This window comes from Pseudomonas sp. IT-P74, assembly GCF_949768175.1.
Classification (GTDB): domain Bacteria; phylum Pseudomonadota; class Gammaproteobacteria; order Pseudomonadales; family Pseudomonadaceae; genus Aquipseudomonas.
The window spans coordinates 64540-77237 of the sequence record NZ_CATKQD010000044.1 but is presented as its reverse complement, the minus strand read 5'-3'; the positions used below and the strand labels follow the sequence as shown (position 1 = coordinate 77237).

At 61.9% G+C, this 12698-nt stretch carries 11 protein-coding genes; 9 read left to right on the top strand and 2 right to left on the bottom strand.

What is annotated here, in order from left to right; translation table 11 throughout:
• The first annotated feature begins 36 nt into the window (after positions 1–36).
• Together ACM6J5_RS18850 and ACM6J5_RS18845 are read left to right on the top strand one after the other, a co-directional pair.
• On the top strand, positions 37–612 hold the full coding sequence (locus tag ACM6J5_RS18850) for a PadR family transcriptional regulator (RefSeq protein ID WP_095943083.1): 576 nt from the start codon (positions 37–39) through the stop codon (positions 610–612).
• The gene (locus ACM6J5_RS18845) at positions 609–1391 is read left to right on the top strand and encodes a siderophore-interacting protein (protein ID WP_150672994.1); all 783 of its coding nucleotides are present in this window, start codon (positions 609–611) and stop codon (positions 1389–1391) included. The genes ACM6J5_RS18850 and ACM6J5_RS18845 overlap by 4 nt, the downstream gene beginning before the upstream one ends.
• Before the next feature lie 98 nt (positions 1392–1489).
• Here ACM6J5_RS18845 and ACM6J5_RS18840 read toward each other — a convergent pair whose 3' ends face one another.
• The gene (locus ACM6J5_RS18840) at positions 1490–2149 is read right to left on the bottom strand and encodes a Pr6Pr family membrane protein (RefSeq protein WP_414929131.1); all 660 of its coding nucleotides are present in this window, start codon (positions 2147–2149) and stop codon (positions 1490–1492) included.
• 2 nt (positions 2150–2151) lie between these two features.
• Positions 2152–2382: a VF530 family DNA-binding protein gene (locus tag ACM6J5_RS18835; protein ID WP_046041003.1), complete on the bottom strand. Its 231-nt coding sequence runs from the start codon at positions 2380–2382 to the stop codon at positions 2152–2154.
• Between the two features lie 370 nt (positions 2383–2752).
• Here ACM6J5_RS18835 and ACM6J5_RS18830 point away from each other — a divergent pair, with 370 nt between their 5' ends.
• From ACM6J5_RS18830 to cmoB, 7 genes are all read left to right on the top strand, one after another.
• A complete protein-coding gene (locus ACM6J5_RS18830; RefSeq protein ID WP_414929130.1) occupies positions 2753–4135 on the top strand; it encodes a carbohydrate porin in 1383 nt (460 codons plus the stop codon).
• A gap of 213 nt (positions 4136–4348) precedes the next feature.
• Positions 4349–6760 (top strand): glucose/quinate/shikimate family membrane-bound PQQ-dependent dehydrogenase, encoded by a 2412-nt coding sequence (locus tag ACM6J5_RS18825; RefSeq protein WP_414929129.1) that lies wholly within the window; start codon positions 4349–4351, stop codon positions 6758–6760.
• A gap of 298 nt (positions 6761–7058) precedes the next feature.
• Positions 7059–9476, top strand: a complete 2418-nt coding sequence (gene lon, locus ACM6J5_RS18820) for an endopeptidase La (RefSeq protein ID WP_095943077.1) — start codon at positions 7059–7061, stop codon at positions 9474–9476.
• Between the two features lie 217 nt (positions 9477–9693).
• Complete coding sequence (locus ACM6J5_RS18815; protein ID WP_150672989.1) at positions 9694–10086, top strand: protease inhibitor I42 family protein; 393 nt, start codon at positions 9694–9696, stop codon at positions 10084–10086.
• Positions 10087–10088: 2 nt separating this feature from the next.
• A complete protein-coding gene (locus ACM6J5_RS18810) occupies positions 10089–10724 on the top strand; it encodes a lysoplasmalogenase (protein WP_414929217.1) in 636 nt (211 codons plus the stop codon).
• 180 nt (positions 10725–10904) lie between these two features.
• Positions 10905–11684 (top strand): carboxy-S-adenosyl-L-methionine synthase CmoA, encoded by a 780-nt coding sequence (gene cmoA, locus ACM6J5_RS18805; RefSeq protein ID WP_172435320.1) that lies wholly within the window; start codon positions 10905–10907, stop codon positions 11682–11684.
• On the top strand, positions 11681–12637 hold the full coding sequence (gene cmoB / locus ACM6J5_RS18800; RefSeq protein ID WP_095943073.1) for a tRNA 5-methoxyuridine(34)/uridine 5-oxyacetic acid(34) synthase CmoB: 957 nt from the start codon (positions 11681–11683) through the stop codon (positions 12635–12637). The genes cmoA and cmoB overlap by 4 nt, the downstream gene beginning before the upstream one ends.
• Positions 12638–12698: the final 61 nt, after the last annotated feature.

The window sequence follows — 12698 nt, the reverse complement described above, 5'->3', positions numbered from 1 at the left end:
TAAGTTGTATCTAAACGCGACGAGAGAAAGCAAAAAATGAGAGACCATCATTCCCCCCACCGCGACCACGGCAACGGTCGTGACGGCTTCGAGAAACGCCCCGCCCGCGAACGCGGCGGCCGCGGGCCCCGGGTGTTTGCCCCCGGCGATCTGAAGTTGTTGCTGCCGGCATTGATCGCCGAGCAGCCGTGCCATGGCTACGACCTGATCCGCCAGATCGAAGGCATGTTCGAGGGTGCCTACTGCCCCAGCCCCGGCGTGATCTACCCGACCCTGACGTTCCTGGAAGAAAGCGAACTGATCCTGGGCGACGCCGAAGGCGGAAAAAAACGCTACACCATCACCGACGCCGGACGTCTGTTCCTGCAAGAGCAAGCCGTTGCCCTGGATGGCGTGCGGATGCGCATTGACGTCAGCAAGCGTTCGCTGCGCGGCCATGATCGCCCGGCGGAAATCCATGAGGCTGTGCATAACCTGCGCCACGCCCTGCAAATGCACCATGGGCGCTGGAGCCCTGACGAGATCCTGCGGGTACGTGACCTGCTCAACGACACCGCCAAGGCCATCGTCGACGGCCCCGCCGTTCAACCCGTTCAGGAGAAAGCCGAATGACTGAAGTGATCACCACCATTCACCGCGTCATGCATGAGATCAAACGCCGTCGCCTGGAGGTGTTGCGCGTGGTCGACCTGACTCCACGCATGCGCAGGATTACCCTCGGCGGCCCTGAGCTGGCAGGTTTCGTCAGCCTGGGCACGGACGATCACGTCAAACTGTTGTTCCCGCAGAACGCCGAGCAGGCGGCGGCCCTGGAAACCCTGGTGCTGGGCGCCGGTAAGGACAACGGTCCGCTGCCCGAGATGCGCGACTACACCCCGCGCCGCTACGACCTCGATACCCTGGAACTGGACATCGACTTCGTGCTGCACGGCGACGGCCCGGCCTCGACCTGGGCGGCGCAGGCCCAACCCGGGCAGTTCCTGCACATCGGCGGGCCACGGGGTTCGATGATCGTGCCGGACATCTTCGACAGCTATTTGCTGATCGGCGACGAAACCGCCCTGCCCGCCATCGCCCGCCGCCTGGAAGGCCTGGCGGCCAATCGCCGTGCGCTGGTGATCGTCGAAGTGGAAAACGGCAAGGAGCAGCAAGTGCTGCACAGTGCAGCCGAGGTCAATGTGATCTGGGTGCTGCGCGAAGGTGGCAAGGACAACCTGCTGACCACCGTGCGCCAGATCCAGGTGCCGGCCGGTAGCCTGTACGCATGGGTGGCGACCGAGAGCAAAGTGTCGCGGCAGATTCGTCGGGTGTTGCTCGATGAGCATGGGCTGGACGAGCAGTTCGTCAAGGCGGTGGGGTACTGGAAATTGGCTGACAGCGACGAGGAGTGACGGGCGTCAGACCCCATCGCGAGCAAGCTCGCTCCCACAAAGGGCGGATGTACGCAATCCAACGTGGGAGCTTGCTCGCGATGGCGGCGCCTCAGACACTACCAACGCTGACTCTTGGTACGAGACCCAAGCCACCGATCCAGCCCGATCACCAGCAACGCAATCACCACAAACCCCGCCAACAACCCGCCCGCATTGATGAACACCTGTGGATAACCCAGCTTGTCGACATCGATGAACGGATACGGGTAAACCGCCAGCAGATGCCCGCGCAACAGTGAATAGGCGAAATACAGCAGTGGATAAATCACCCACGGCGCGATATGCCACCCGCGTAATGTGCCCTTGGGCACACACCGCCACCAATACCCCAGGAACAGCAGCGGCATGATGTCGTGCAACAGCTCATCGGCCAGCCATTGCCAACCCTCGGGGTGCCACAAGTGGCGCAGCAGCAGGTTGTACGCCAGGCTCACCACGGCGATGCTCACGGCAATCCCACTGCTGACCCAGGGCTGCAGGAACCAGCGACGCGCGGCTGACTCGCGGGATGTCCATTCGCAGGTCAGCACGGTCGCCACCAGGGTGTTGCTCAGCACGGTGAAATAGCTGAAAAAACTCACCAGCCCGCCGATCAGGCTGGCGCCCAGCGTCCAGCGTGAATGGAAAATCAGGTACATCTGGATGCTCAATCCCGCCCAGCCGAGCATGGCAGCCACCGCCACAAAACGACGGCGTAAGCCGGGCGGATTGACCATGTTCAAAGCGGTCGTTTAGTGCGCATCAACTTCACATACAAGCGTTCGACCTTCTCCCGCGCCCACGGGGTCTTGCGCAGGAACGTCAGGCTTGACTTGATGCTCGGTTCGCTCTTGAAGCAGCGGATATCGATGCGCTCGGCCAGCCCCGACCACTCGTAGTGTTCAACCAGCGCGTTGAGGATCTGTTCCAGCGTCACGCCATGCAACGGATCGGTGTTGTGTTCGGTCATGCCGGGCCTTCGAGCAGAGTGTGAATTGGAAGTCGCGCACCTTAGCCGAGGGTTTCGTTGGGTGGAAGCGATCTGTTAAATGTAGGTGATCCTGGAATCCTGTAGGAGCGAGCTTGCTCGCGAAAAACGCAACGACGCCGCTGGGTATCTGGTTTGACGCGTTATCGTTCACGACCATCGCGAGCAAGCTCGCTCCTACAACGAGCTGACTGTTACAAAATCCGAAAGGCTGCATGTCAGCGAAAGCACTTTCTCTATTTGTAACAGATCATTATCCTTGCGCCCCGCTGCCTGCTGAAACGCTTCTGCTTTCGCTTCACGCCTGCTGCTTTCCGTTTATCCCCAGAAAAAGATCAAGAACTCCGTCTCTATGCCTGACTTCAAATCCTTGCGAGACAGCGCTGTCTTTACAACCGCTGCCCACCGAAACATCCTGCCCCTGATCGGCGGCCTCACCGCGCTGGGCCTTGCCACCTATGTTCAGGCGGCGCCGGCCTTCGATAGCGATTCACCGTGGATGCTCGGCGACTGGAACGGCACTCGCACAGAACTCGCGGAAAAAGGCTACGACTTCAAAGTCGACTACACCGGTGAAATGGGCAGCAATCTTCACGGCGGCTACGACCATGACCGCACGGCCCGCTACAGCGACCAGTTCGGCCTGGGCACCCACCTGGACTTGCAGAAGATCCTCGGCTGGGACGACGCCGAGTTCCAGTTGACCATCACCGAACGCAGCGGCAACAACATCAGCAACGACCGCATCAACGACCCGCGTGTCGGCGGCTTCACCTCGGCCCAGGAAGTCTGGGGCCGCGGCCAGACCTGGCGCCTGACGCAGATGTGGTATCAACAGAAGTTCCTCGATGAAAGACTCGACATCAAGGTCGGCCGATTCGGCGAAGGCGAAGACTTCAACAGCTTCCCCTGCGACTTCCAGAACCTGGCGTTCTGCGGCTCCCAGGTCGGCAACTGGGCGGGCGACATTTGGTACAACTGGCCGGTCAGCCAGTGGGCGATGCGGGTCAAATATCACCTGACGCCAGAGCTTTATGCACAGATCGGCGCGTACGAGCAGAACCCGTCGAACCTTGACCGCGACAACGGTTTCAAGCTCAGCGGCAGCGGCACCCAGGGCGCAGTCGTACCGGTGGAGCTGGTGTGGACGCCGAAACTCAACGGCCTGCCGGGTGAATACCGCGCCGGTTACTACTACAGCAGCGCCAGCGCCACCGACGTCTACAAGGACAGCAATGGCCAGCCTGCCGCCCTGAGTGGCGAAGCCTACCGCAGCGCTTCGAGCAAACACGGCGTGTGGCTGGGCCTTCAGCAGCAAGTCACCAGCCTCGCCAGTGACCACTCCCGGGGCCTGAGCCTGTTCGCCAACGGCACGATGCACGACAAGAAGACCAACGCCATCGACAACTATGTCCAGGCCGGCCTCGTCTACAAAGGCCCGTTCGACGCGCGCGCCAGGGACGACATCGGTTTCGCCATGGCCCGCGTCCACGTCAACCCGGCCTTTCGCAAGAATGCCGAGGCGACCAACCAGGCCAATGTCGTCTTCGACTACGACAATCCGTCCTACCTGCCGCCCCAGGACACCGAATACAGCGCCGAACTCTATTACGGCGTGCATGTGACCCACTGGCTGACCGTGCGCCCGAACCTGCAATACATCCGCCATCCCGGTGGCGTGAACGAGGTCGATGACGCGCTGATCGGCGGGATCAAGGTCCAGTCCTCGTTCTAAAAAACACCGAAAAACCCTGTAGGAGCGAGCCTGCTCGCGATGAGGCCATCACAGCCAACATTGATGTTGCCTGACCCACCGCTATCGCGAGCAGGCTCACTCCTACAGGGGTATGCGTAAACCACACCAGTTTTATCTGAACCTGCCCGCGCCGGATCGTCATCTACAGTGAACTTGCGCAGGACTACTTGAAACGTCACGGAGAATCACACTATGAGCACTGATAGTGCCTCGAGTCGAAGCCGTCTATGGCCGACCCTGCTCGGCATTCTGCTTCTACTGATGGGCCTGGCCATGCTGGCCGGGGGGATCAAGCTGAGCATGCTTGGCGGCTCGCTGTATTACCTGCTGGCCGGTATCGGCATCGCGCTGAGTGGCGTGTTGCTGATCGCCGCCCGCCGTGCGGCGCTGGGCCTGTACGCACTGGTGCTGTTCGCCAGTACTGTTTGGGCGCTATGGGAAGTCGGCCTGGACTGGTGGCAACTGGTGCCGCGCCTGGCGCTGTGGTTCGCTCTCGGTGTAGTGATGCTGCTGCCGTGGTTCCGTCGTCCATTGCTGATCAACGGCCCTGCCCCCCTGGGCACTGGTGCCTTGAGCGTGGCCGTGGTCCTGGCCGGCGCCACCGCCGCGGCCAGCCAGTTCACCCATCCGGGCGAGATCTTGGGCGAACTGGGTCGTGACTCGGCTGACATGACCAGCGCTGCACCGCAAATGCCCGAAGGCGACTGGCAGGCCTATGGCCGCAGCGAATTCGGTGACCGCTACTCGCCGCTCAAACAGATCACCCCGGCCAACGTCGGCAAGCTGCAAGAAGCCTGGCGCATCCAGACCGGCGATCTGCCAACCGCCGATGATCCGGTGGAGCTGACCAACGAAAACACCCCACTCAAGGCCAACGGCATGCTCTATGCGTGCACCGCCCATAGCAGGGTGCTGGCGCTGGACCCGGACACCGGCAAGGAACTGTGGCGTTTCGACCCGCAGATCAAGAGCCCGGTGGGCTTCAAGGGCTTCGCCCACATGACCTGCCGTGGCGTGTCGTACTACGACGAAGCGGCCTACGCCAAGTCTGAAAACGCTGCTTCGGCAGTGATTTCCGAGGCCGGCAAAGCCGTCGCCCAGGCCTGCCCGCGTCGTCTGTACCTGCCAACCGCCGATGCACGCCTGATCGCGCTCAACGCCGACACCGGCAAGGTCTGCGAAGGTTTCGGTAAAAACGGTGTGGTTGACCTGACTCAAGGCATCGGGCCGTTCACCCCCGGTGGCTACTACTCCACTTCGCCGGCAGCGATCACCCGCGATCTGGTGATCATGGGCGGCCACGTCACCGACAACGAGTCGACCAACGAGCCATCCGGCGTGATCCGTGCCTTTGACGTACACGACGGCCATTTGGTGTGGAACTGGGACAGCAACAATCCCGACGCGACCGAACCGCTGCCAGAGGGCGAGCACTACAGCCGCAACTCGGCCAACATGTGGTCGCTGGCCAGCGTCGACGAGAAACTCGGCATGGTCTACCTGCCACTGGGCAACCAGACCCCTGACCAGTGGGGCGCAGACCGCACCCCGGGCGCCGAGAAATTCAGTGCCGGCCTGGTCGCGCTGGATCTGGCCACCGGCAAGGTGCGCTGGAACTACCAGTTCACTCACCACGACCTGTGGGACATGGACGTCGGCAGCCAGCCAACCCTGCTGGACATGAAAACCGCCGACGGCATCAAGCCGGCTGTGATCCAGCCGACCAAGCAAGGCAGCCTGTACGTCCTCGACCGTCGTGACGGCACGCCGATCATCCCGATCAAGGAAATCCCGGTACCGCAAGGCGCCGTGAAAGGTGACCACACCGCGCCGACCCAGGCCCGTTCGGACCTGAACCTGCTGGCCCCGGAACTGACCGAAAAAGCCATGTGGGGCGCCAGCCCGTTTGACCAGATGCTGTGCCGCATCCAGTTCAAGGAACTGCGTTACGAAGGCCAGTACACCCCGCCGTCGGAACAGGGCAGCCTGATCTATCCGGGTAACGTCGGCGTCTTCAACTGGGGCGGCGTTTCGGTCGACCCGGTTCGCCAGATGCTCTTCACCAGCCCGAACTACATGGCCTTCGTCTCGAAAATGGTGCCCCGCGCCGAAGTCGCGGCCGGCAGCAAGCGCGAGAGCGAAACCGCGGGCGTGCAACCGAACACGGGTGCACCTTATGCGGTGATCATGCACCCGTTCATGTCGCCGTTCGGCGTACCGTGCCAGGCTCCGGCCTGGGGCTATGTGGCCGGCATTGACCTGACCACCAGCAAAGTCGTGTGGAAACGCAAGAACGGCACCAGCCGCGACAGCTCGCCATTGCCTATCGGCCTGCCACTCGGCGTGCCAAGCATGGGCGGTTCGATAGTCACCGCCGGCGGCGTCGGCTTCCTCAGCGGCACGCTGGATCAATACCTGCGCGCCTATGACGTCAACACCGGCAACGAGCTTTGGAAGTCGCGCCTGCCGGCTGGCGGTCAGGCTACGCCAATGACCTACACCGGCAAGGACGGCAAGCAGTACGTGCTGCTGGTCGTCGGGGGCCACGGCTCACTGGGCACCAAGATGGGTGACTATGTGATTGCGTACAAACTGTCCGAGTAAGTTTTAGCGGCAGTCAAAACAAAGGCGACGCCCTCACAGGCGTCGCCTTTTTATTGCCACCACCGCCTTCCCCTGTAGGAGCGAGCCTGCTCGCGATGGTGTGTCAGCCAAATTGATGCCGACTGACACACCATCGCGAGCAGGCTCGCTCCTACAGTGGGCCGGTGTCGCGCCGAATCCCAGCTAACCTGTCTCTGCGCTGAACACACCTTCGAAACACAGCTTCGCAGAAAATGACCGTTGAAACCACCGCCAACCTGCCCCATCTAAGACCCATACCCATTGCGCAGGTGCCCCCATGAGCGACCAGCAGGAATTCCCCGAAGACCCAAGCGAATACGCCGATCCGGAAAACGCCCCGCAGCACAAACCTGGCAAAGGCCTGGCCCTGCCTGGCCAAAACCTGCCGGACAAGGTCTACATCATCCCGATCCACAACCGACCGTTCTTCCCGGCCCAGGTCCTGCCGGTCATCGTCAACGAAGAGCCGTGGGCCGAGACCCTGGACCTGGTGGCCAAGTCCGAACACCATTGCCTGGCCCTGTTCTACATGGACACGCCCCAGGAAGACCCGCGCCACTTCGACACCTCGGCCCTGCCGCTCTACGGCACCCTGGTCAAGGTGCACCACGCCAGCCGCGAGAACGGCAAGCTGCAATTCGTCGCCCAGGGCCTGACCCGCGTACGCCTCAAGACCTGGCTCAAGCACCACCGCCCGCCGTACCTGGTGGAAGTCGAATACCCGCACCAGCCCACCGAGCCGACCGACGAGGTCAAGGCCTACGGCATGGCGCTGATCAATGCGATCAAGGAACTGCTGCCGCTCAACCCGCTGTACAGCGAAGAGTTGAAGAACTACCTCAACCGCTTCAGCCCAAACGATCCGTCGCCGCTGACCGATTTCGCCGCCGCGCTCACCTCGGCCACCGGCAGTGAGCTGCAGGAAGTGCTCGACTGCGTGCCGATGCTCAAGCGCATGGAAAAAGTCCTGCCGATGCTGCGCAAGGAAGTCGAAGTTGCGCGCCTGCAAAAAGAGATTTCCGCCGAAGTTAACCGCAAGATCGGTGAACATCAGCGCGAGTTCTTCCTCAAGGAACAACTCAAGGTCATCCAGCAGGAGCTGGGGCTGACCAAGGACGACCGCAGCGCCGACCTCGAACAGTTCGAGCAGCGGCTGGTGGGTAAAGTCCTGCCGGCGCAGGTGCAGAAACGCCTCGAAGAAGAAATGAACAAACTGTCGATCCTCGAAACCGGTTCGCCGGAATATGCGGTGACCCGCAATTACATCGACTGGGCGACCTCGGTGCCGTGGGGCGTGTACGGCGAGGACAAACTCGACCTCAAGCACGCGCGCAAGGTGCTGGACAAACACCACGCCGGCCTCGACGACATCAAGGACCGCATCCTCGAATTCCTCGCGGTCGGCGCCTATAAGGGCGAGATCAGCGGTTCCATCGTACTGCTGGTGGGGCCGCCGGGCGTTGGTAAAACCAGCGTCGGCAAATCCATTGCCGAATCCCTGGGCCGGCCGTTCTACCGCTTCAGCGTCGGCGGCATGCGCGACGAAGCCGAGATCAAGGGCCATCGCCGCACCTACATCGGCGCACAGCCGGGCAAACTGGTGCAAGCGTTGAAAGACGTCGAAGTGATGAACCCGGTGATCATGCTCGACGAAATCGACAAGATGGGCCAGAGCTACCAGGGCGACCCGGCCTCGGCGCTGCTGGAAACCCTGGATCCTGAGCAGAACGTCGAATTCCTCGACCACTATCTGGATCTGCGGATGGACCTGTCGAAAGTGCTGTTCATCTGCACCGCCAACACCCTCGATTCGATCCCCGGCCCGTTGCTGGACCGGATGGAAGTGATACGCCTGTCGGGCTACATCACCGAAGAAAAAGTCGCCATCGCCAAGCGTCACCTGTGGCCCAAGCAGCTTGAGAAAGCCGGCGTATCCAAGGGCAGCCTGAGCATCAGCGACAGTGCGCTCAAGGCGTTGGTTGACGGTTACGCCCGTGAAGCCGGCGTGCGCCAGCTGGAAAAAAACCTCGGCAAACTGGTGCGCAAAGCGGTGATGAAACTGCTCGACGAGCCGAAAGCCGTGATCAAGCTCGGCCCGAAGGACCTCGAGGCGTCCCTCGGCAAACCGGTGTTCCGCAACGAACAGGTGCTGTCGGGTGTCGGCGTGATCACCGGCCTTGCCTGGACCAGCATGGGTGGCGCGACCCTGCCGATCGAAGCCACGCGCATCCACACCCTCAACCGTGGCTTCAAACTCACCGGACAACTGGGTGACGTGATGAAAGAGTCGGCAGAGATCGCCTACAGCTACGTCAGCTCGCACCTGAAGTCCTATGGCGGCGATCCGAAGTTCTTCGACGAAGCCTTCGTCCACCTGCACGTACCGGAAGGCGCCACGCCGAAAGACGGCCCGAGCGCCGGCGTGACCATGGCCAGTGCCCTGCTTTCGCTGGCGCGCAACCAGCCACCGAAAAAAGGCGTGGCCATGACCGGAGAACTGACGTTGACCGGGCATGTACTGCCGATTGGCGGCGTGCGGGAAAAAGTGATTGCGGCGCGGCGACAGAAGATTTTCGAACTGATTCTGCCGGAGGCGAACCAGGGCAATTTCGAGGAGCTGCCGGAGTATCTGAAGGAAGGCATTACCGTGCACTTTGCCAAGCGGTTTGCGGATGTGGCGAAGGTGTTGTTCTGAAAGTGATGTAGTGCCTACTCCATCGCTATCGCGAGCAGGCTCGCTCCTACAGGGTGTTGCGATGAACACACAATTTGTGAACACCGCCAACCACTGTAGGAGTGAGCCTGCTCGCGATGGCGTCAGCCCTGCCACCGCCTCCTTCCGCGGCTGTCACACTTTGTCTCATCTTAAGTTATGCTCGCCGTTCGTCGTGAACGCCGGAGCCCTTGAGCCTATGTCCCCCATTCGCCTGTTTGTCCCCCTCGCCCTTGCCCTGCTGGCTGGATGCGCCACGCAACCTGCGCACAACGTGACCGTGGAAAAACAAAGCGAATGTCCGGTGCAACTCAGCAACGGGCAAAACCTGATCCTGACCCTGCCGAGCAATCCGACCACGGGCTATCGCTGGGCGATCCAGGATTCGGCCGGCGGTGTGCTGCACGCACTGGGGCCTGAGGTTTATCGAAACCCGGAAGATGCCGGCATCGTCGGCGCGGCCGGGGTCTCGACCTGGCGCTTTCAGGCTTTTGCGACCGGCACCGGGCGTTTGCGCCTGACTTCGCAACAGCCATGGGCACCCGAAGTGCTGCCGGTGGATTCATTCGACTGCACGATCTCGGTGAACTGACCGTGGGCTGGCTGATTCTGGCGCTGATGGGCGCAGTGACCTTTCTTTACGGCGTGAGCGTGCATGCGTCTCTGCTGTGCCTGCTGGTCAAGCCGCTGCCGGTACTGGCCCTGCTCGGCTGGCTGCACGACGCACCGCCCGGCGAATATCGGCGCTGGATCAGCCTGGGCTTGATTTTCTCCCTGGTCGGCGACGTGTTGCTGGCATGGCCGGGGGACTTGTTCGTGTTTGGGCTGGGCGCGTTTCTGGTCGCGCATCTGGCTTATCTCAAGGCTTATCTGAGTGATTGCCGACGCCTGGCCGTGCTGCCGCTGGTGCTGGCCCTCGGCGTCGGCGCCGTGCTGCTGGGAATTCTGATTTCCAACGGCCTCGGGCCATTGCTGGTGCCCGTGATTGTCTATGGCACGGCGATCAGCGCCATGCTCTGGCGCGCCCTGGCCCGACTCGGGACCGATGTGCCCAAACGCTCGGCGTTGCTGGCGGCGGCGGGGGCAGTGGCGTTCGTGTTCTCCGACAGCGTGATTGGTATCAGCCGGTTTGTGGTGCCGTTCGACGCGGCGCCTTATGTGATCATCCTCAGTTACTGGCTGGGGCAATGGGGTATCACTGCCTCGGCGTTCAGCCAAAGACCGCGTTGAATTCTTCGCGAGCAGGCTCGCTCCCACATTTGATCGACTGTGAACACATGATTTGTGTTCGACAGATCCATTGTGGGAGCGAGCTTGCTCGCGATAGCCATATCACGGGCAACGAAGATTCCTGATTCAGCCCGCCGGTTTATCAGACAACCCGCGCATCCGCGCGCCAACTTGGCTAAAATGCCGGCCTTTTCCACCTACACCGCTGGAACCGCCGTGAGCAAAGAATCCGATCGCCTTTTCGCCCAGCCCTTGGCCCAGGTGCCCGACTTCGCCTTCAACGAGGACGTGGTGCGGGTGTTCCCGGACATGATCAAGCGCTCGGTGCCGGGTTATCCGACCATCGTCGAAAACCTCGGCGTGCTCGCCGCGCAGTTCGCCCAGCCGGGCAGCGTGCTCTACGACCTGGGCTCGTCGCTGGGTGCCGTGACCCAGGCCTTGCGCCGGCATGTACGCACCGACGGTTGCCGGGTGGTCGCTGTGGATAACTCCGCCGCCATGGTCGAACGCTGCCGCGAGTACCTCAACGGTCAGGATTCGATGTTCCAGGAGCTGCTGCCGGTCGAGGTGATCGAAGGCGACATCCTCGCGCTGGAGTTCCAGCCGGCCTCGGTGGTCGCGCTGAACTTCACCCTGCAATTCATCGCCCCGGACCAGCGCACGGCGTTGCTGTCGCGCATCCGTCAGTCGCTGTTGCCTGGCGGTGCCTTGATCCTCTCGGAAAAACTGCGCTTCGAAGACGCGCAGGAACACGCGTTGCTCACCGACCTGCACATCGCCTTCAAACGCGCCAACGGCTACAGCGAGCTGGAAATCGCCCAGAAGCGCAGCGCCATCGAAAACGTCATGAAGCCCGACAGCCTCGAAGAACACCGCGAACGCCTGCTGGCCGCCGGGTTCTCGAAAGTCGTGCCGTGGTTCCAGTGTCTTAACTTTGCCTCGTTGATTGCCTTGCCATGATTGATCTGTCCCCCCTCGCCCGCCGACTGGCCGGCACTCCGCTGGCCGAATGGGCCAACACCCTGCAAGCACAACTCGACAAGAAAATGGAAAAGGGCCACGGCGATCTGGAGCGCTGGCAAAGTGCGCTGGACGCCCTGCCGAAGATCCAGCCAAGTGAAGTCGACTTGCTCAATGGCCTGAAGCTGGACACCGATTGCAGCGACGAGACCCGCGCACAAATGCGCACTGCGCTGATGGGCTTGTCGCCTTGGCGCAAAGGGCCGTTCGACCTGTTCGGCGTGCACGTCGACACCGAATGGCGCTCGGACTGGAAGTGGTCACGGGTCGCCCCGCACCTGGACCTCAAAGGCAAGCGCATCCTCGATGTCGGCTGCGGCAACGGCTATTACATGTGGCGCATGCTCGGCGCCGGCGCCGACAGCGTGATCGGTGTCGACCCGAACTGGCTGTTCTTCTGCCAGTTCCAGGCGGTGCAGCGTTATCTTTCCGAGCCGAATGCCTGGCACCTGCCCTTCCCGTTCGAAGACCTGCCGCCGAACCTCGAAGGTTTCGACACGGTGTTTTCCATGGGCGTGTTCTACCACCGCCGTTCGCCCATCGAGCATTTGCTGGCGCTGAAGGATTGCCTGGTCAAGGGCGGGGAACTGGTGCTGGAAACCCTGGTGGTCGAAGGCGACAAGCATCAGGTGCTGGTACCGGAAGACCGATACGCGCAGATGCGCAACGTGTGGTTCCTGCCGTCGGTGCCGGCGCTGGAGCTGTGGCTGCGCCGCGCCGGGTTCACCGATGTAAAGTGCGTGGATGTGAGCACCACCACGGTCGAGGAACAGCGTGGGACGGAGTGGATGAAGTATCAGTCGCTGAGCGACTTCCTTGATCCCGAAGATCACAGCAAGACCGTTGAAGGGCTGCCGGCGCCGATGCGGGCGGTGATCGTCGCTCGCAAGTAAGCCAATCCCCGAACACCGAATACCCCTGTGGGAGCTGGCCTGCCAGCGATAGCGGTGGTTC

What these genes read in the sequence shown, in the direction of transcription:
- ACM6J5_RS18850 (WP_095943083.1), top strand. Translation starts at nt 37, where the DNA reads ATGAGAGACCATCATTCCCCCCACCGCGACCACGGCAACGGTCGTGAC.
- ACM6J5_RS18845 (WP_150672994.1), top strand. Translation starts at nt 609, where the DNA reads ATGACTGAAGTGATCACCACCATTCACCGCGTCATGCATGAGATCAAA.
- ACM6J5_RS18840 (WP_414929131.1), bottom strand. Translation starts at nt 2,149, where the DNA reads ATGGTCAATCCGCCCGGCTTACGCCGTCGTTTTGTGGCGGTGGCTGCC.
- ACM6J5_RS18835 (WP_046041003.1), bottom strand. Translation starts at nt 2,382, where the DNA reads ATGACCGAACACAACACCGATCCGTTGCATGGCGTGACGCTGGAACAG.
- ACM6J5_RS18830 (WP_414929130.1), top strand. Translation starts at nt 2,753, where the DNA reads ATGCCTGACTTCAAATCCTTGCGAGACAGCGCTGTCTTTACAACCGCT.
- ACM6J5_RS18825 (WP_414929129.1), top strand. Translation starts at nt 4,349, where the DNA reads ATGAGCACTGATAGTGCCTCGAGTCGAAGCCGTCTATGGCCGACCCTG.
- lon (WP_095943077.1), top strand. Translation starts at nt 7,059, where the DNA reads ATGAGCGACCAGCAGGAATTCCCCGAAGACCCAAGCGAATACGCCGAT.
- ACM6J5_RS18815 (WP_150672989.1), top strand. Translation starts at nt 9,694, where the DNA reads ATGTCCCCCATTCGCCTGTTTGTCCCCCTCGCCCTTGCCCTGCTGGCT.
- cmoA (WP_172435320.1), top strand. Translation starts at nt 10,905, where the DNA reads ATGCCGGCCTTTTCCACCTACACCGCTGGAACCGCCGTGAGCAAAGAA.
- cmoB (WP_095943073.1), top strand. Translation starts at nt 11,681, where the DNA reads ATGATTGATCTGTCCCCCCTCGCCCGCCGACTGGCCGGCACTCCGCTG.